This is a genomic window from Mesorhizobium sp. RCAM 05099 (assembly GCF_059683685.1).
In genome coordinates, this window is the sequence record NZ_CM185035.1 from 6590728 (window position 1) to 6610263 (window position 19536).

17 protein-coding genes are annotated in these 19536 nt (G+C 59.0%); 6 read left to right on the forward strand and 11 right to left on the reverse strand.

The features are described 5' to 3' along the window. Positions 1-11: 11 nt before the first annotated feature. Positions 12-737, reverse strand: a complete 726-nt coding sequence (locus AC56QQ_RS32680) for a trehalose-6-phosphate synthase (protein WP_497124711.1) — start codon at positions 735-737, stop codon at positions 12-14. 172 nt (positions 738-909) lie between these two features. Then, positions 910-2940, reverse strand: coding sequence for a sensor histidine kinase (locus AC56QQ_RS32685; RefSeq protein WP_497124712.1), 2031 nt, complete (start codon positions 2938-2940; stop codon positions 910-912). Between the two features lie 310 nt (positions 2941-3250). On the opposite strand from AC56QQ_RS32685, the gene AC56QQ_RS32690 reads away from it, so the two are divergent. Then, entirely contained in the window at positions 3251-4111 is an 861-nt protein-coding gene (locus AC56QQ_RS32690) for an alpha/beta fold hydrolase (RefSeq protein ID WP_497124714.1), read from the forward strand. Between the two features lie 72 nt (positions 4112-4183). Here AC56QQ_RS32690 and AC56QQ_RS32695 read toward each other — a convergent pair whose 3' ends face one another. The 4 genes from AC56QQ_RS32695 to AC56QQ_RS32710 are packed head-to-tail and all read right to left on the reverse strand — an operon-like array spanning position 4184 to position 6526. Then, the gene (locus AC56QQ_RS32695; protein WP_497124715.1) at positions 4184-4516 is read right to left on the reverse strand and encodes a hypothetical protein; all 333 of its coding nucleotides are present in this window, start codon (positions 4514-4516) and stop codon (positions 4184-4186) included. Between the two features lie 2 nt (positions 4517-4518). Further along, positions 4519-4875 carry a hypothetical protein gene (locus AC56QQ_RS32700; RefSeq protein ID WP_497124717.1) on the reverse strand — a complete coding sequence of 119 codons (357 nt, stop codon included), beginning with the start codon at positions 4873-4875 and terminating at the stop codon, positions 4519-4521. Continuing rightward, positions 4875-6095, reverse strand: coding sequence for an NRAMP family divalent metal transporter (locus tag AC56QQ_RS32705; RefSeq protein WP_497124718.1), 1221 nt, complete (start codon positions 6093-6095; stop codon positions 4875-4877). Before AC56QQ_RS32705 ends, AC56QQ_RS32700 begins: the two co-directional genes overlap by 1 nt. Further along, positions 6092-6526, reverse strand: coding sequence for a hypothetical protein (locus AC56QQ_RS32710; protein ID WP_497124720.1), 435 nt, complete (start codon positions 6524-6526; stop codon positions 6092-6094). The genes AC56QQ_RS32705 and AC56QQ_RS32710 overlap by 4 nt, the downstream gene beginning before the upstream one ends. A gap of 313 nt (positions 6527-6839) precedes the next feature. On the opposite strand from AC56QQ_RS32710, the gene AC56QQ_RS32715 reads away from it, so the two are divergent. From AC56QQ_RS32715 to AC56QQ_RS32725, 3 genes are all read left to right on the forward strand, one after another. Then, on the forward strand, positions 6840-10181 hold the full coding sequence (locus AC56QQ_RS32715; RefSeq protein ID WP_497124721.1) for a DEAD/DEAH box helicase: 3342 nt from the start codon (positions 6840-6842) through the stop codon (positions 10179-10181). 463 nt (positions 10182-10644) lie between these two features. Then, on the forward strand, positions 10645-10812 hold the full coding sequence (locus tag AC56QQ_RS32720) for a hypothetical protein (RefSeq protein ID WP_497124722.1): 168 nt from the start codon (positions 10645-10647) through the stop codon (positions 10810-10812). 79 nt (positions 10813-10891) lie between these two features. Then, positions 10892-11422 (forward strand): YciE/YciF ferroxidase family protein, encoded by a 531-nt coding sequence (locus AC56QQ_RS32725; RefSeq protein WP_497124723.1) that lies wholly within the window; start codon positions 10892-10894, stop codon positions 11420-11422. Positions 11423-11482: 60 nt separating this feature from the next. Here the strand turns inward: AC56QQ_RS32725 and AC56QQ_RS32730 are convergent, their stop codons facing one another. Together AC56QQ_RS32730 and AC56QQ_RS32735 are read right to left on the reverse strand one after the other, a co-directional pair. Then, positions 11483-12163 carry a cysteine hydrolase family protein gene (locus AC56QQ_RS32730; RefSeq protein WP_477235853.1) on the reverse strand — a complete coding sequence of 227 codons (681 nt, stop codon included), beginning with the start codon at positions 12161-12163 and terminating at the stop codon, positions 11483-11485. Then, positions 12102-12314 carry a hypothetical protein gene (locus AC56QQ_RS32735; RefSeq protein ID WP_497124724.1) on the reverse strand — a complete coding sequence of 71 codons (213 nt, stop codon included), beginning with the start codon at positions 12312-12314 and terminating at the stop codon, positions 12102-12104. Before AC56QQ_RS32735 ends, AC56QQ_RS32730 begins: the two co-directional genes overlap by 62 nt. 266 nt (positions 12315-12580) lie before the next feature. On the opposite strand from AC56QQ_RS32735, the gene lov reads away from it, so the two are divergent. Continuing rightward, complete coding sequence (gene lov / locus AC56QQ_RS32740; protein ID WP_497124725.1) at positions 12581-13615, forward strand: blue-light-activated histidine kinase; 1035 nt, start codon at positions 12581-12583, stop codon at positions 13613-13615. 158 nt (positions 13616-13773) lie between these two features. Here lov and katE read toward each other — a convergent pair whose 3' ends face one another. The 3 genes from katE to AC56QQ_RS32755 are packed head-to-tail and all read right to left on the reverse strand — an operon-like array spanning position 13774 to position 16713. Further along, a complete protein-coding gene (katE, locus tag AC56QQ_RS32745; protein ID WP_497124726.1) occupies positions 13774-15888 on the reverse strand; it encodes a catalase in 2115 nt (704 codons plus the stop codon). A gap of 35 nt (positions 15889-15923) precedes the next feature. Continuing rightward, positions 15924-16391 carry a DUF6894 family protein gene (locus tag AC56QQ_RS32750; RefSeq protein WP_497124727.1) on the reverse strand — a complete coding sequence of 156 codons (468 nt, stop codon included), beginning with the start codon at positions 16389-16391 and terminating at the stop codon, positions 15924-15926. Positions 16392-16404: 13 nt separating this feature from the next. Further along, positions 16405-16713 (reverse strand): hypothetical protein, encoded by a 309-nt coding sequence (locus tag AC56QQ_RS32755; protein WP_497124728.1) that lies wholly within the window; start codon positions 16711-16713, stop codon positions 16405-16407. A 418-nt stretch (positions 16714-17131) separates the two neighbouring features. On the opposite strand from AC56QQ_RS32755, the gene AC56QQ_RS32760 reads away from it, so the two are divergent. Next, on the forward strand, positions 17132-19528 hold the full coding sequence (locus AC56QQ_RS32760) for an FdhF/YdeP family oxidoreductase (RefSeq protein ID WP_497124730.1): 2397 nt from the start codon (positions 17132-17134) through the stop codon (positions 19526-19528). Positions 19529-19536: the final 8 nt, after the last annotated feature.

Sequence of the window (19536 nt, forward strand, 5' to 3'; positions counted from 1 at the left end):
AGCGGTCGCCTCTAGCTGTGACCGAATGTCAGCATAGGCGCTGACCTCCTCGCTTCATGGTCGGGTGTGGCTACAAACAGGTCAGGCGGCGGGAACGGAATGTGCAGGAAAAAGCCGATCCGATTGCGGATTCCGAGCCGCCGCAACTCGGCGGCCAAGGGGATAAGATGGTAGTCGTGAATCCAGATTAGGTCGTCGTTGCCCGACAACAGTCCCACGAGCGCTTTCGCAAACCGCGCATTGATCTGCCGGTAGGCGGCTAGAAACTCTGCCCGGTGGTTCACCAGGTCTAGCCGATAATGGAACAGCGGCCATAGCGTACTGTTTGCGTAGCCGTTGTAATATAGCGAATAATCCTCGCGCGGCAGGATGAGCGCAGCCGTCTCGATCCTACCCAAGCGTTCGAGGCGGATCAGCGGTTGGTCGCTCGCGACTGAGTCCTGATGTTCGTCGCTTGCTCCGAGCCATAAGCCACCACGCTCGGCCAATGCATCCGCGACACCAACCGCCAGCCCGCCGGCTTGCGACAGATCGCGAATGTTACCCAACCTATTCGAGATGACAACCAGTCGGCGCGCAACGTTGGCGATTTGCCTGGGCTCGGCCAATCCGCCCTGGCCATGAGTGGCATCGCCAGACCTTTGCGAGGTAGCGAGACTTTCGTTGGGTCGCTGAAACAAGGCAAATCCTGAGCATGAAGACCGCTTGGCAACGGTCTGGGCATCCGATTGTTCCACGAAATTCGCCGTAGATTGTCTTGCTGTGCCACGCAAATTTTCGGCCTCGCGCCGGCCATGCCAGAAATGCGCACGCAACGACGAAAGACCTGCGCACGCCAGGGAGTTGGGCCGGAGCCAGCGTCCGCAATCCCACTCGGCGTAGTGTCTCACATTATGGCGAGATGAACTTTTAGGTCGTTGCCCCCGCAATTGTCTGCCTGGAGAGGCTTACATGGAAAACGCAAAGCAGGCCGGATGGCTCGTATCGCAAGACAACTCCGCCAGATTGCTCATTGTCGAAAACGCGCGTCAGCAATTGCGTTCCAAAGCCCTTGCGCGTTGCAGGTATGACCGGAGGCCCTCCTGACTCACGCCATTCCAGCTTGAGTTTACGCCCATCCTCCTCGCCGGTAATCGTCCAGGCGATTGAAATTGTCCCGGCCCCGTTCGAGAGCGCCCCGTACTTGATGGCGTTGGTCGTGAGCTCATGAAGTGCCAAAGCAAATGAAGGCGCTACGGCTGGCGGAAGCCAGACATCCTCGCCGCTGATCCGAAAACGGTCGAGCGGTGCGTGCGCGGTGATCGAGTTGGCGATCAGATCGCCGAGGTCCGCGCCGCTCCAATTTTGGCGTGTCAGGGCATCGTGAGCCTTCGCCAGCGAGACGAGCCGGCTGGACAGGTTGCGTCCTGCCTCCGGCAGATCCGAGGCGTTGCGGATTGTCTGGGTGGCGATCGACTGGACAACCGCCAGGGTGTTCTTCACCCGGTGATTGAGTTCGTTGAGCAGCAGCTGACGTTGCTCTTCGCCACGCTTACGCTCGGAGATATCCAAACTGATTTGCACGGCACCAATGATGGATCCGCTCGGATCGCGGATCGGACGTGCGCTGGAGAGCAGGTAACGGTGAACACCCGACGGCAGAATGTATGCAAATTCCTGGTTGTCGATCGTCTCACCGCGCATCGCCCGGCTCAAAGGACGATCTTCGCGAGCGACACGCTGCCCGTCCTTGACGGCCACCGTGTCAATAACGAGATCGGGTTCGCCGAATGACTTGGACGTTACTGTCGGTAGACCCATCAACTCGGCCGCGAAGCGATTTCGGATAACCTGGCGAGCTTGAGGGTCATAAGTAAACCATACGGCTGCCGGCACCGTCTCAAGCACGGTCTGCAGCTCTCGCGTGCGTTCCGTAATAGCGTGCTCTGCATTGACCATCGCCTGGGCGATCGTGGCGAACTCGGCCACCGAGGTGGACATTGGCCGAACCTCGCGGCCATTACCAAGCGACTCTGCGCGGCCAGCAAGATCAATTGTGGCTTGGGTCAGCTTTTTTCCAACAATGTAAGCGAGGGCAAGAGAGATAAGCAGCGCCGCCGCGCCAGTTCCACCAATCGCTGCGAGCGAACGCCAAAGCGGCGCCTGGACTTCCGAGAGCGGCACATTGGCGGTGTAAAACCATCCAGAGTACGTAGAACGGTAGTAACCTGCCAGCAGCGTTGTCCCTTCGAAATTGCGGGCCGTGAAACTGCCATGAGGCCTGACGATCTTTTCGACATACTCCGGCAACCCAGGCTTTCCCGTCATCTCCTCGTGTTGCTTCGACCGTGCGACGTAACTGCCGTGGCGATCGCCAATGCCCACAGTCCAGCCATGTGGTACGGCGGGCAACATGACATCGCGAATGCGGGCAGTCGGCACGGATACCGAAAGCAGCCACTCTTCACCGTTCGGTCCGGACACGCGTCTCTCGACCGCCACCCGATAGTCCGTGGAGTCTTTGGCCGCGAACACATTGCTGACCGAGATGCCGCCCGATTTCAGCTTTTCGCGCTCGTCGGTCGTCACAGGGTCGACGGGCGGCAATGGCTCTCCCGGTGCGACCTGCGTGTTTGCAAGTTGGCGGCCATCGAGGTCGCGCAATGCGATGATCTTATCCGTGCCCTGCGCAAGCCGACGCGCTTCATCCTCAAACGCTTTCAAATCCCCCTTTACGAGAGACCCCGATTTTGACAACCCATCGACGGTCGTCTGTAAATTGAGGAGTTCGGCCTCGACCACCAAGGAGACCTGTCGTGCCGTCTGCAAGGCATCTTGTTCAAAGCGGCTTTGTTCATGAAGCGCATATTCTACAAGGAGGTAGGCAGCAAACAGCCAGACTGGCAAAACGGCCACCGCGATAAGACCAAGCAAATGAGCCCGAGCCGATCGACGAGGCATGCCACCCTCCGGAAATGGGCTAACCATAGAGACAAGAAAACAAACAACAAGGGACAGCGCGGAGGCATGAGAGCGCCAGCGATACCCCGAGGTTTGGTTTGCTTTGATACTACCGACCGGCCGCTCTGCAACGGCTTGCAAGCTTTTCGCTCCATCAAGTGTTGATGGCAAGGACAAATCTATCTGACGGGGAGCCCGTCACGTCCCGGGATTATTCCGACTGGGCACGGAGAAATGGCGATCCCGCCGTGAACCGTTCCTCGGTGAGAAGGTTCTATAAGCTCATGGCTGACCTGTGGGTAGATGGTACATGTTCGACAACTTCGAGCTTGAAATGATTGATACCGAGGGCGGACCGATACGGCTTCGGCACGGCGGATCTGGGCCGCCGCTGCTTCTGATCCATGGCCATCCCCGCTCGCATATGACGTGGGGCCAAGTTGCGGACTTGCTGTCAGCAGATTTCAGAATTGTGTGCCCGGATCTTCCGGGGTTCGGGCGCTCCTACATACCGGCGGACGACCCGGAAAGCAGGTTCTCGTCCAAGCGGGCAAAAGCGGCGGCGCTGGTGGAGGTCATGAAAGGGTTGGGCCACGACACTTTCTTCGTTGCGGGGCATGATCGTGGCAGCCTGGTCGCTTTCAGAATGGCTCTGGACCATTCCGATTTGGTGCGAAAGTTGATTACGGTAGATGGATTGCCAGTTATCGAGCATCTGGAGCGTGCCGACTGGAAATTTGCCCGCGATTGGTACCACTGGTTCTTCTTCGCTCAACCCGAGAAGCCAGAACGGGCCATCCTGGCAGACCCAATGGCATGGTACAGCGCCTTGCGGCCAGATGAGATGGGACGTGAGGCCTATGACGAGTTGGTTTCCTTCATCCACGATCCTGCTGTCGTCCATGGGATGATCGAAGACTACCGCGCAGGTGTCAGGATCGACCATCGCCACGACCGTGATGATCGAGATGCAGGCCGGAAGGTGCGCTGTCCGATGCTTTGCCTCTGGTCGCTCGACGATGATCTGGAGCAGATCTATGGCGATCCGGTCGCAATATGGAAGCACTGGGCCGAAGACGTGGGAGGCTTTGGGATAAAGAGTGGGCACCATGTCGCCGAAGAAAATCCAGCCGTTCTCGCAGCAGCATTCAAGGCCTTTCTTCAAAAATGATACCAGTTGATCGATCGCCGTTGCGTGCCAGTTACCTGATCGTCTGAAGCTCGACTGACCGGTGACCGGACCTCAGCGTTCGACCCGCACGCTGGATTGCATCGCTGCGAGCTCCTGCTCGGAGCTGCGAAGGACGGGCCGCGCGGGGTCGGAAATGTCAAGCTTGTCCCACGAAATCCGATAGATCCCTTTGCGATGGCGCAGCCGGACGAGGTCGAGCAGGGCCGTGCCGATTGACGAGGCGGACAGACGCTCGAACGCCGCGAAAATACCGACATGATACTCAGTGACGACAAGGTCGTCGCCATCTGCTTCGGCGACGATCTCTTCCAGATGGCCGATGCATTGACCCTCCTTCGAGAAGACCCGCCGGCCAACCAATCGGTCGAGATTTGCGGTTGCCATCGTCAAGCTCCCGGAATCCTTCCGACGATGTGGTCGCGCAACCAGTCCTGCCAGCCAAAAATCGCAGTCTTGCGCACATCGATATCGAACTCGATGTCTAGACCGATCTCGCGAACCTTGCTCCATGCCACCCGATGAGGCATGGCATGGCGTTGGCCGCCCAGCTTGGCGGCCAGAATGACCATCCAACGTTCGGGGAGCCCCAAGCGGCGCGCCAGCGCAATCGAGCCGATCTCGACGGCGATGATCCTTGGGGGCTTACCTTGTCTCAACTGGGCCACTATCCCGTCCACCTTGCCGATCTTGACCTGATTGCGGTCGACAACCTGCTTGTCCAAAACGTCGCGTATGATGAGCATCAACTGCCTCCAAATATTTGCAGAGGAATGGTGACAACCGCGATGATGAAGCCAAGCGCGATAACAAAGAGCACTGCCGCGTTGGAGATCACGCCGTTGCGATGTTCACCCATATAAGACCGGTCATTGAGCAGGAAGAGAAATGGCACCACCGCCAGAGGCAGGCTTGCGGCCGTAAGGGCCATTGAAAAGATGGTAAGCCTCAGCGGATCAAGGCCGAGCGCAATCGGAATGGCGGCCGCGAAGATCGTAACGGTATAGACCATGGTGAAGCCTGGATCCTCGCGAGGCTTGCGGTCCTCGCCCCAATTCCACCCGAACCCCTGCGCGACGAGGTATGCCTGCTGCAGGGTGATCTCGACCGTCGCGCCGAAGCAGGCGATGCCGAGCGACGCAACGAAGAGCACAAAGCCCCAGAAACCGAACACCGGAGTCAGCATCAATGGCAATTGGTGGTAATCGTCCACTTGGGTGATGCCGTTCGCTCCAAGCACCAGCGCAGCGACGATAAGCACGGCTATGGAGATGGTCCCGCCGAAACTCATGCCGAGCCCGGCAATGGCGCGATTGATGCCGAGATAACTCTTGTCCCACTTGTCCTCGATCGCACCCGCGGAATAGAACATGAAGAGATATGGCGAGATGGAAGCACCCAGAATGCTGGCAGCCATGAACCAGTAAGTAGCGGTGTCGTGATGTGGCAAGGAGGGCACCGAACTGACGGCGACCCGCGTCCAGTCAGGCTTGAGGAGGACCGCCGCTACGACGAAGCAGAGCGTTACCAGCCCCAACAGCGAAATGCCTTTCTCAATCAGGCCGAAAGTGCCTTTCCACAGCAAGAGCCATGCAATGAAAGCTACCGGCAGCGCCCACCATTGGAAGCCGATCCCGGTGGCGAGTTCGGCCGCAATGGAAACCCCGCCGATTTCAGCAGACAGCACCAGGAAATTGACCAGCAATGTACTGACCAGAGGCCAAAGGAACGCGTTGAAGCCGAAGCGCTCGCGAATGCCGTCGGCTATCGTGTGCTTGCTGACGGCTGCGAAACGGCCGGCCATCTCCACCAGGAAAATAATGCAGATAGTCCCAAGGAGAATCGCCCAAACCAGCTGAAAGTGGAACAATGCACCGGCCTGGGCTGCTGTCGCCAACGATCCGACCTCAAGGAAACCGCCAACGCTGGTCACCACGCCGAGCGAGATTTCAAGCAATTTTTTCATGGATTTGTCGCTTGATCGGCGGGATCTGCCACAACGAACTTGGCAATGACAGTTCGAAGCTCCTGACCGGCTTGCCACGCTTGTGCTCTGTCGCCGCTCGTGACGGCATTTTCGGCCCGCTCGGCAGCGGCTGTGAGTTGTCGCGCCAGTCGCCTGGAGGAGTCCGAACCGTCCGCCGTTTGTAGTTGCCGATCGTAGTCAGCTAACGCTTCGGCCAAAGACCGCAACGTGGCTCCCGCATAGTGGGAAGGTGCGGCGCCGGCGGTCCAACTGTCGATGACCATGATCGCTGAATTGGCGGTGGACTTGGCGTTCTGCGCCTGCTTGTCTTCAGCATCGGATGAAGAACAGGCAGCTACGCCGGCCAGCAACAAAGCCGCCAGCAGACGCGACATGATGGTATTGGCGAACGTTACGACGCTGCGTGACATCGGATGCGTAAAGCATTGCGGTCGAAAAGGTTCCGCAAGCGTTCGGCTCAGGAACTACCCTCCCTGCTTGTGATCGTCACGTTCGCCGCGATTTCATTGCGGGCTTTGCTAACGACCGTATCCGGAGACCCGACTGCATCCTGCACGTCCTGCCGCCGAGGGGTCACTCGGCGAACGGTCGAAGAACAGCCACTCGCACGCTGTCCGTTGGCCGCCGCATTCGGGCTACACGCCTTCTTGAAGCGCGCCCGCGGCCTTTGGAACACACCGTGCGCAAGCTCGTTAGAAGCGGGCAACTTCGGACCGATATTTCATGAAACGACAAAAAAACTTAAAACCGCTAATCGACGTGGTTGGGTCGAGCACGCTTTCAGAATCGGGCGTTCCGAGCGAAGAACACGCAACAAGATCGCGTCGTATACCAGCTGCGGCGATTGCCGCGCGGCTGGTCCAGGCTGTACGGGATGGCGGCGCGGATGACGTGATTTTCATCGCACCGAGCGAGAACCAGGCAGAAGAAGTCTCAATTTCTTTCAAGCAGTTTATGCCGGAAACGCAGGTGATTTTATTGCCGCCGTGGGACTGCCTGCCGTACGACCGTATCCAGCCATCGCGTGAAAGCATGGGACGACGCGCAACCGCGCTTCTCGCTTTGGCCAAGGCAGCCAACAGTCGCGCTCGCCTGGTCGTCATGTCACCCGAGGCGGCGCTGCAGCGCTTTCTTCCTGCCGATGCCATTGCGAAGGCCTTCACATCCCTGGCCACCGGCGACCGCGTTGATGTTGAGGCATTTTGCGATCGCCTGCAGACTTATGGCTACCTGATGGACGATCGGGTCGACGAGCCTGGGGAATTCGCCTTGCTTGGTCAGGGCATCGAGGTGTTTCCATCAGGAGCGCCACATCCCTATCGCATTCTAATCGAACGTGGAGTCGTCGAAAGCATTCGTTCATACAACCCTGTGTCGCAACGCACAGATGAGAGTTTCGAGAACATCATGCTCGCGCCTTCGACGGAGTTGCTGGAATGCAGCTCAGCGCCGGCTGGACCTACGGAAGCACAATGCATGGAAATGCAGATGGTCGGGGCCGGCTACAAGCTCAACACCATCTTCGAACTCTTGTCGCACGCTCGTGTCGCAATGGAGCCGGCTGTGGACGAACGCTTCGACGCCGCGATCGCGTTGATCGATGACGCCCGCAGGATGCGCGACAGGCAGCAAGGCCGCAAGCCGACCTCGGAGCGCTTCTACCTTGATCGCCCGACCCTTGATAAGCACCTGGCGAAACGTCGGATGAAGCTCGATTTGCAGGGCTTGTCGCCAACGCCCGATTTTATCGTCGAGATCAACCCGTCAAAAGCCATGGCAAACTTTATTGCCGAACAGATCCAAGGCGACCGGCGTGTCGCCCTCGCCGGCCCTAGTGTGGACCTCGATCGAATGGTCAAGACGCTGCAGCGTCATCTGACGCTTGATGTCGGCCACGCCGAAAGCTGGGCATCGGCACTGGGCGTCGAGCCCGCAACCTTGGTCAGCCTCAATGTCGATATCGACGATGGCTTTGTCGATGAAAAGGCCGCGCTTGCGGTCGTATCGGCCGCCGACGTCTTCGGTACACGATTAAACCCGGGAAATCATGGAGCCCCCTCGCTCTCTCAGGAGCCAGAGTTGCGAATCGGCGACGTCGTTTTGCATGAAGATCGCGGCATCGCCGTTCTGCGAGACCTTGAGACCGTCGAGGTCGAGGGATTGGTCACCGATACCGTACGGCTTGAATATAATGGAGGAGCCACGCTTCTGGCGCCCGTAGAGGAATTCGGCCGCATCTGGCGTTACGGGGCCGATGAAGAGGCAGTGACACTCGACAGGTTGAAAGGGGATGGCTGGGCCAAGCGCCGGGCACAGCTCGACATGGAGATTGCTGAGGCGGCGGAACAGCTTGTCAGACTCGCTGCCGAGCGTGACAGAACTGGTGCCCGAGCGTTGATACCACCGCGTATTCCTTATGCTCGTTTCGCCGGAAGGTTCCCCTATCCGGAAACCGCCGATCAGGCAGAAGCGATTGCCGCCGTCATGGACGACCTGTCATCTGGCAAGGCGATGAACAGGTTGATCTGCGGCGATGTTGGTTTCGGCAAGACTGAAGTGGCGTTGCGCGCTGCCGCCGTTGTCGCGTTGAATGGTTGTCAAGTCGCCGTCGTCGCACCGACTACAGTGCTGGCGCGCCAGCACTACGAAACATTTTCCCGCAGGTTTGAGGGCAGCGAGGTGAGTGTGGCCCTTCTTTCGCGCGTCGTCAGCGAGGCCGAGTCAAGAAAGGTCAAGGCAGGGCTCGCCGACGGATCGCTTCGAGTCGTCGTTGGGACGCAGGCAATCGCGGCCGAGGACGTCACCTTTGCCGACCTCGGTCTGCTCGTTATCGACGAGGAGCACCGCTTCGGCGTCAAACTCAAGCAAACGCTTCGCGGCCTCGGCCAGAAGCTGCACGTTCTGTCGATGAGTGCCACTCCTATACCGCGTACGCTTGCGGCAGCCATGGTTGGTGTGCAGGAAGCCAGCCTGCTTTCTACGCCACCGGCAAGGCGGCGTCCGGTGCGCACAGAACTTGCCCCATTCGATAGAGCTTCGGTCAAGACAGCACTCATCCGCGAGCATCGACGGGCTGGCCAAAGTTTCTGCGTGGTCCCACACATTGAGGACATCGAGCCCACGCTTGCTGAACTGCGCAAATTGCTGCCCGAATTATCCGTGCTGGTGGCCCATGGCGACATGAACGCCGCCGAGATGGACGAGGCTATCGTGACCTTTGCCAACGGGGATGGCGACATCCTTCTGTCGACAAACATCATCGAGAATGGCCTGGATGTGCCACGCGCCAACACCATCGTCGTGTTTCGAGCGGACCGGTTCGGGATGGCTCAACTGCACCAGTTGCGCGGCCGTGTCGGCAGGGGGCGGGTGCAAGGTTTGGCATACTTGTTAACCGAGGCTGGGAAGGACATCGCGCCGCAAACGCGCTCGCGGCTCTCGACACTGCTCGCTTTGGACCGGCTCGGTTCAGGGCTTGCCATCAGTGCCCGCGATCTCGACCTGCGCGGCGCGGGCGACCTGGTTGGAGAGCAGCAAGCCGGCCACATGAAGTTGATCGGGTTGAGCCTCTATCAGCGGCTATTGGCGCGGGCGGTCGATAAGGTGCGGGGTAATGATGACACCTCGACCCTTGAAACCGAGATCGAACTGCAATTCTCGGGCACTCTTCCGTTCGACTATGTTCCCGAGGCTGTGGTGCGCCTCAATCTCTACTCGCGTCTGCAACGCTTTGAGACCCTCGCTGAAATCGATGCTTTTGCCGAGGAGCTTGAAGATCGGTTTGGAAAGCCGCCACCTGAGACGGCCATGCTACTCGATTTCGCACGCCTTAAGGTTGCGGCGGTGAAGGCCGGCATCTCCAAGATCGGCGCTGGCCCCGTTGCCATAGCCATCGAATTTACGACGCCCGGTTCCAAATCCTACAGCCGCTTGGCCCAGCGCACCGACTGCGTTCGCCGTGACGGGCGGCTCATCTTTAAGATCGCCACCCAGCCCGGGCCGGAGCGGTTGGCCGCTGTTCATGAACTGGTGCTAGACGCTTTGGAACCAGCCCATCCGGCGTGATCGAAGCTCAACACTGGCTGGGCAGGTCCACAGACGATACCTCGTCCCATTGAGGGCCTGCCACGGCGAGCGCCTAGCGCGATACTGGCTGGTCCGCTGGCAAATCCGACTGAACTTGGCTTCCTTCACTGATCGATATGATCCCGTGCTTGAAAAATACCGTGTTTGTCTCCCGGCCGGAATGCTCGAGCTCTCGCGGCCTAGTTCGCAATAGCCTTTCGTGCTGCACTGGTCTACGAGGCTCGACAACCGGGCATTCTCGCTGCTGGCACGAAATTGCCTCCCGTCAATCGTAGTCACCACAAATTCAGTCATCTTGTTCTCCCATCGTTGGTGAAATGTTTACTTGATTGCTCGGGTCGCTCGGCTTGCCAAACGGACCTCCCCGAGACTCCGGATGAAGGACGATGCGTAACCCGCGCCGAAGCAGTTCGTTCCCCTGCAGCGTCGGTGAAGCCCCCGTATGGCGCCCTTCGTCGTGCATCAAGGCGGTCATCCGTTGAAACGCCCAGCAGCAAACAGGAGTTCAAACGATGGCACCGAGCAGGTGCGCCGAGCACAAACGTCGGTCACGTTTCGCGTCGCTTTTGAAGAGCTTTTCGAGGCTAAAAAGAAAATTGATCACACCTGATTTCCGGAGGAACCCGCCGCGATCATCCGAGTTGGATTAGCACCCGAAGGGGTGATTTCAACCAAAAGGAGATTGTCAGATGGCAGCCACCAAGAAAGCCAGTGCCAGCCCCAAGGGCCTCGAGGATCTGTTCCTCGACGGCCTTAAGGACATATACTACGCCGAAAAGAAAATTCTCAAAGCCCTGCCGAAGATGGCCAAGGGCGCAGAGGACGCCCAGGTGTCCGCCGCTTTCGAGAAACATCTTGTCGAGACGGAGGGCCAGGTCGAGCGACTTGAGCAGGTGTTTGATATCCTTGGCATTGCTGCGCGCGGCAAGACCTGCCCTGCCATCGACGGCATCATCGAGGAAGGATCCGAAATCCTGGAGGAATACAAGGGTTCGACCTCGATCGACGCAGGCCTTGTCGCCGCCGCGCAGGCGGTCGAACACTATGAGATCGCGCGCTATGGCACGCTGATCGCCTGGGCGACATCGCTGGGCAAGGATGACATCGTCGAACTCCTCAACGCCACACTCGAAGAGGAGAAGGCCACCGACGATGCCCTGACCTCACTCGGTGAGTCCGGCGTGAACGACAGGGCGGCCGGGCAGCAAAAAGCGGCTTGATCTCACGCACTTAAAAAAGGGCCACGGCGACATCGTCGTGGCCCTTACCGTTAGGGTCGGTCACCCACCAATCCAACAGTTTACAAGCTGCTCAGTGGTCGCGGTCTCGATATGCTGGCCGTAGCGATTGCTGAACAGCCCGATCATGGCATCATGGGCCTCATCCGAGGCGCTGCAGACCGCATCCTGGACCACGATGGTACGCAAGCCATAGTCTGCCGCGCCCAACACCGTCGAAAGCACGCACATATCTGTTTCGCCGCCGGTGACGATTACGGTGTCGCAGCGCCGCTGCGCCAGTAGAGTGCGAAGGTTCGAGCCAAGCCAAGGCGAATACACCGGCTTGTCTACAACTGGCGCCGGCGGCGTAAACGCTCGAAGTTCCGGGACCAAGTCCACCTTTCCCGGGCCAAGGCGCTCAAGCGTCATGTCTGCCCATCGTTCATAGTAGCGTTTCCAAGTCCCCTGCCCGGCGCCGGGCCGCCTAGCCGGTATAAACCGCGTGAAGACCAATCTCGACGGCTGTGTGCTGCAAAGATCTACGATCCTAGGAAGCACACGGTCCATCCATGGCAACGACCATTGCGACGGTTCGCGGAACATCGCCTGCATGTCGACGCAGATGTGCACTGCGTTGCTGCCAATGGGTTCCTCGCGCAGCGTAGGGTCAGCGGCCATGTCAGCGCGAGATCGAAAATTGTGGCGGGGATTGCTGCGCATCGAACGCAACACCCAGGCCATGAGCCACAGCGCTTGCGGCGATCATGTCGTTCAGTTCGCTTCTGGAAACCGGACAGGCTTTCATGACAGTCAGGACAGCCGATGCTGCCTGCCTCACCGACACAATATCGTGCCGCTTCTTCCGCACCTCGACGTACTGCTCGATAAGCATCTTGAGGCGGCGCTCCTCTACCTCGTGTGACATCTTGATCCTCCACCCAGATCAACCGCGACGGGCGGTGCCCTTGTGGCACCCGCCGGGATTTCGATTGCTGTTAATTTGCGGCCCCGATCCTTGTTCCACCGCTCGGGCAGAAGGCGTCAACTTCGTCAACGATTGTCGCGACCAGATTGGCATCCGCAGCGAATTCGCCAACGATCGGCAACGCTTTAACGCCTCTCACGTTCAAGATCTTAGTCGGCACTAAGGAAGCCTTAATGGACGAAAAAGACCTGTCCCACATTCACGGTGATCAGCCGGCCGCGGTGACGGCGGATGCGCTGCCAGACCGCAAAGAGTTGGCGGCCACAGCGTTTCAGCGGACACGCATGCCGATGGTGGTCACCGATGCCACCCAGCAGGATTACCCTATAGTCCTGGCAAACGAAGCTTTCCTGAAATTAACAGGATACGATGCAGGAGAGGTTCTCGGCAAAAACTGCCGGTTCCTGCAGGGTCCTGCAACATCCAAAATCGCCGTTTCCGAAGTACGAGCCGCGATAAGAGAGGAGCGCGAGGCCAGTGTCGAACTCCTCAACTACCGCAAGGATGGATCGCCCTTCTGGAACCAGCTTCACTTCAGCCCAATTCACGATGACAGCGGCCGTGTTGTGTATCACTTCGGCTCTCAAATCGACCGCACAGACTATCGCAGGATCCAGTCTCTCGAAGACTCCGAGCACCGGCTTCTCCTAGAGGTAGATCATCGCGCCAACAATGTGCTTGCGCTTGTCGACAGCATCGTTCGTCTTACTCGATCGGACGACGCTGCCTTGTATGCGGCCTCCGTACAGCAGCGTGTGCAATCTCTGGCCCGAGCCCACACTTTGCTTTCTCGACGCGGCTGGCATCAGATTCCGCTACGGGAGGCCATTCGGACGCAGATAGAGCCCTACGGGGCGTCACGGGCAGTTTTGAGCGGCCCGGAGATCATGCTTGCAGCTCATGCGGTCCAACCGCTTGCGTTGTTCATTCATGAGCTCGCCGTAAACGCGGCGTCGCATGGCTCGCTCTCGCACGACACCGGCCAGGTCGCAATCAGTTGGAACGAAATCCCGCAAACCAAGGGGCTTGCGCTCGTTTGGGAGGAAACGGGAGGCCCGCCGCCTGCGGGCATCCGAAAGGCAGGCTTTGGCACTGTGATCGCCGAAGCTACGATACGGCAGCAGCTTCAAGGGTCTACCGAGCGCGAATGGTTAGATCGCGGTGTGAGAATCGCCGTCGAAGTGCCTAACGTCACCAGCGAGACCTAGCAACCCGTTCACATGAGCGAGCAGTCGTAGTGGCAAAAGCTGCGTCGGTCAGCGCCGACACGATGTGCACACCATTCGGAGCTGTGCTCTGTCAGAAATTCAGCAAAATGAAGGGCCCACTTTGCGGGCCCCTCTTTTGCAAGCCTGAAGACGCGGCCTCACAGCTTGACTGCGGCTTCCCGCGCCCACAGCCGCAGACCCCTGCAACTTTCAATGAAATCCGTGGCACTCGCCTTGTCAGCTAGCGGCAGCATTCCCTCGTCAGCCCCGGGCTCGACGCCCGCTTTGGCCAGAAGCGGCACGGCGCCGGGTGTGAAGCCGATGAACTTGCAATGGGAAAAGGCATCCGCCACGAAATCGCGAGCCGCTGCTTCGCCGGCCAGCAGATTGGCACTCTCTTCGGTGAGCAGGATGGCGACCGCGTCAAACAATACCGATGGGCCGCCATCGATCATATGCTTGGCCACAATCTTGGTGCCATCGCTGGCCACCGCGCCGCCGACCCTTGCCGCGATGACTTCCATGGCGGCCCCCTCATTCTCAATGGCAGCCTGTAAGGCTTTGAAGAGACCGGCGTCCGTGCCGGTGCCGATCAGGACGCCAACCTTGCGGCCAGCAAAGCTCTCCGGACCATTGGCAATGATGCTCAGCGCTGGCGAGGGCTCGAGATCCGTGCGCGGCGATACAGCGGCGTCGGCCGGCTTCGGCATCTCGGTGATGCCGAGCTTGTCGGCGACCGTGACAGCCAGTCCCTCATCGATGTTCAGCAAGTGCGCGATCATCCGCTCGCGGATGGCCGGGGTTTCAACCTTGCTCAGTTCAAAGGTCAAGGCCTGAGCGATGTGGCGTTGCTCGGGTGGGGTCTGGCTGTTGAAGAACTGGGCGGCCTGGCTGTAGTGGTCGGCGAAACTTTCGGGCCGCAGCCGGACCTTCTGGCCCTCCTCCCCGTCAGCGAAGGAACGGAACCCACGGTCAGGGGATTCGCGCGGGCCGACGCCGAATGAATTCGGCTGGTAGTTGGCCCGTCCAACCGGATTGCGCATCGCCATATGGCCGTCCTGCTGGAAATGATGGAATGGGCATTTCGGCGCGTTGATCGGCAGATGCGTGAAATTGGGGCCGCCTAGGCGTTTCAGCTGCGTGTCGAGGTAGGAGAAGTTGCGCCCCTGCAGCAGCGGATCGTTGCTGAAGTCGATGCCAGGCGGAACATTCTGGGTCATGAACGCGACCTGTTCAGTCTCGGCGAAGAAATTATCCGGCATGCGGTCCAAGACAAGACGCCCGACAGGTATTGGCGGCAGGATCTCCTCCGGGATGATCTTGGTCGGATCAAGGATGTCGAAGTCGAAATTGTCGGCGAACTCCTGGTCGAACAATTGCAGGCATAACTCCCATTCGGGGAAATCGCCGGACTGGATGGCGTTCCAGAGGTCCCTCCGATGAAAGTCGGGATCGGCGCCGTTGATCTTGACCGCTTCGTTCCACACGACTGATTGCATGCCAAGCTTGGGCTTCCAGATGAATTTCACGAAAGTCGATTCATCGGCCGCATTGACGAGCCGGAAGGTGTGCACGCCGAACCCTTGCATGAAGCGGAAAGAGCGCGGGATGGCGCGGTCCGACATCACCCACATGATCATGTGCATCGATTCCGGCGTCAGGCTGATAAAGTCCCAGAACGTGTCGTGCGCCGACTGCGCTTGGGGGAAGTCACGGTCGGGCTCCGGCTTGACCGAATGGATTACATCGGGAAATTTGATCGCGTCCTGAATGAAGAACACCGGGATATTGTTTCCCACGATATCCCAGTTGCCCTCTTTGGTATAAAGCTTCACGGCAAATCCGCGGACATCGCGGGCAAGGTCGAATGACCCCTTGCTGCCGGCCACCGTCGAGAACCGCACGAATGCGGGCGTTTTTTCTCCAGCTCGCTGGAAGATGTCGGCGCGCGTATATTTTGCGAGCGACTCGTAGGTTTCGAAAAAGCCGTGGGCGCCATAGCCACGCGCATGCACTACCCTCTCAGGAATGCGCTCATGGTCAAAGTGGAAAATCTTCTCGCGGAAATGAAAATCCTCGATCAGCGTGGGACCACGTGCGCCGATCTTGAGCGTGTTCTGGTCATCTGAGACCGGCCCGCCCTGGGCTGTTGTCAGGACGTCAGTGTCGCCCTCCGCAACTTGATGCAATTCTCCTCCCTGGCCTCTGACCAAGGTCAAGTCGTGGACGGTGGCGGACGATGCGTTGGCTTCGGCTGCTGGCTTACGCGGCATAGTGCTCTCCTTTGAAACGCTTGAGAATTGCGGGCTCAAATTTCGGACTGAGGTCGTTGATCCAGCTCGGCGGCGGCGCGTTGCAAGTCGGAAAAATCGACCGTGGCGACGATGTCGCCGCGACGGTCACGCGCCCTGACGGCCCAGCCCACCGGTGCTTCACCCCGAGACAGGGCGTCTTTCCACAAATCCTCCGCCGAGCGCCTGCATTCGTCGCGCACCGCGTCCAGATCGGGAAAGACCAGGCCACTCACGTCACGGATCTCCCCATTGTCATGATACTCAAGCCGATACTCATCCCCCGCATCGGCTATCCGCTGTTCGCCAGAATTCTCTTCCTCGACACCAAATTTGGCGGCATGCAAAAGCATGATCTTGGATTTTTCGATCAGCTCTTTAGGGGATAAAACCGCCGGTTGCGCGACAGTGACGAGTATATTGTCACCACCCTCGCCGCGGAATTCCACCACGTTGTTGGCAACGACGATTTCCAGAACCTCCATACCTATGCTCCCTTCACATCTGGTCGTTGTAAGGCTGTTTGGTGATCCCAACCTGCTTGGCCAACTCTGAAAACGGCGGCACGCCGGCTTCGAACTGGCTGGTGTTCGCGAGTTGCAGAAGGCGCAAAGGGAAGCAGACGGCATCACGGTTTGCCGGTGACATGTCCTCGAACAGGCGCTCGTCGCCGGTGAACGAGGCTTCCGCGGTTTTCAAGGCCCTATCGATATCATCGGTCGAGAGGAGTCCCTTCCGGACCAGGGCGTTGTTGACCGCTGCGCCCGCCATCAGCAGCCCCTCCAGCTGTAGGTTGGCGACGTTCATCGATTTTTCTCCATCACATACGTCCGATGGTGGGCGGGACAACGGGTCTGCTAGCTGGACGCGCCATGGGGAGATCTCCTTCGAGGAGGTGGACAACTTTCCACACGAGACGAGGTTCCCAGAGCCCCCATGCAATCCCGAAGCGGCCGACGCCACGCTTCTCTGACGTCAGAAATCGGTGGCAAAAGTTGCGGACAACGAAGTCAGTCCATGCGTGGAACCGTCAGGCAGATCCCAAGTTTCATATTGCCGGGAAACGTTGATTGGCCTGCCTTTCGCATTGTCGAGCATGTCGCAGTCAGCAAGTCCCGTGGCCGGCGAAGGGAAAGAGGTCGCGGGCAAGGTGGCGTTGCTTGGACGTCCACGGCAAATGAGAGCGAGAGCGACGAAAATCTCGCTGTGGCAAACGAGGCAGGAAATGACGTCGAACACGAGAACAGCCACTGTCAAGCCGTATAAAGGGCCCGCCGGTGGATGGGGCTCAGCGAAATCCGTGGCTGGTGTTCTTATAAAAGAACATGTTCCCTTGAAAGGGAGCCGGTTGCTTTCGACCCAGAACAAGCCTGAAGGATATATGTGCGTGAGCTGCGCCTGGGCAAAGCCGGCACAGCCGCATCCGCTCGAATTCTGTGAGAACGGTGCCAAGGCGACAGCCTGGGAAACCACGTCGCGACGTGCAGGCCCGGCGTTCTTCGACAAGCACACGCTGAGAGAACTCGAGCGATGGTCGGATCACGACCTCGAAGAGGAGGGTCGGCTGACGCACCCGATGCGCTGGGACGCTGCCAGCGACAAATATGTGCCGGTCGAATGGCCCGCTGCATTCGAAGAGATCGGCAGGGAGTTGCGCGCTCTGGACCCGCATCAGACTGATCTTTACACATCCGGGCGGGCGTCACTCGAGGCGAGCTACATGTACCAGCTGTTCGCGCGGATGTACGGCTCCAACAACATGCCCGACAGCTCGAACATGTGCCATGAAAGCTCCTCCGTTGCGCTTCCCGAGAGCATCGGCGCATCGGTCGGCACCGCCATTTTGTCCGATTTCGAGAACACGGACTGTATATTCTACATTGGCCAGAATGTCGGGACATCCTCGCCACGCCTGCTTCATGATCTGCAAGATGCAGTCAACCGGGGCGTGAAGATTGTTACTTTCAACCTGCTGCGGGAGCGCGGGCTGGAGCGCTTCGTCAATCCGCAATCACCCGTCCAGATGCTGACCGGGAAAGAGACACCGATTTCGTCGGAATATTATCAGGTCAACAACGGCGGCGATATCGCAGCGTTATTCGGCGTCTGCAAGGCTCTCATCGAAGCAGACGACGCTCTGAAGGCCTCCGGTCGAAACCCTGTCGCCGGACGCGATGCGACGCCAAAAGATCCGGACAACGCAGCCATGATTGCCTTTGCGGCATCGATGGCATCCGCTGCCAAGAAGCACGTTCTCGATCACGATTTCATCAAGGAACACACGACCGGCTTCGAGGAATTCGCAGCAGCTGCGCGCGCCCACCAATGGGACGAGCTTGAGCGTGTATCGGGGCTGACACGCGCCGAAATGAAGAAGGCCGCCGGCGCCTATGCCAACTCAAACGCAGTCATGATGGTCTACGGCATGGGCCTCACACAACAGCTCATGGGCGTCGAGAACGTTCACATGGTCTGCAACCTCGCGCTGTTGCGCGGCAACATCGGCAAGCCAGGGGCGAATATTTGCGCGGTTCGCGGTCACTCCAACGTGCAGGGCCAGCGCACCGTCGGGATTACGGAGAAGCCAGGCCTGGCGCCCCTCGACAAACTTTCCGAGCTCTATGGCTTTGAGCCGCCGCAATGGACTGGTCGCTCGACGGTGGAAACGTGCGAAGCGATTATGACGGGTCAGTCCCGTGCGTTTATCAGCCTTGGCGGCAATTTCCTCAGAGCGGTGCCAGACACCGCCGCCATGGAAGAGGGATGGCGCAAACTTCGTTTGAGCGTTCAGATAGCCACCAAACTCAACCGCAGCCATGTCCTGCATGGAGAGGTCGCATATCTGCTGCCGTGCCTTGGCCGCATCGAACTCGACCAGCAGGCGAGTGGGCCGCAAGCGGTGTCCATGGAAAGCTCGATCGCTCATTTCCATGGCTCGCGGGGCAAGACCAAACCGGCGAGCTCTGAACTTCTCTCCGAACCGGCCATTATTGCCGGCATTGCCAAGGCTACGCTTGGGCAAAACAAGGTTCCATGGGACGCCTGGGTTGGCGACTACGCCGAGATCCGCAATGCTATTGAGCGGACCTACCCCGAGACTTTCAAGGATTTCAACGGACGGCTTTTCAAGCCCGGCGGATTCGCGAGACCGCTGCCGGCGCGCGAGCGCAAATGGGTGACGAAAACGGGGAAGGCGAACTTCATCACGCCGGACAAGCTTTTCCCTGACTTTTCAACCGCCGACAGAGCAGGTGTTTTGCATCTCGCCACGCTGCGCTCCAACGACCAGTTCAACACCACCATCTACGGCTATAGCGACCGCTTCCGTGGCGTTGAGGGCACGCGCCGGATTGTATTCATGAATGCACAAGATATCGCTCGCCTGGGCTTCGTCGATGGTGACATCGTCGACATGACGACAGCAATCGACGACAACAGCGTTCGCACCGTCGGTGGCCTCAGGATCGTCCGGTACAACATTCCCAAGGGCTGTTGTGCGGCTTACTATCCTGAGACAAATCCGCTGTTTCCCTTGGCGCATCACGATCCAAAGTCCAAGACCCCTTCGTACAAACTTTTGCCGGTGCGTTTGAGCCGATCACCCCTGTCCCAGGATGGTTGAGTCCCTTG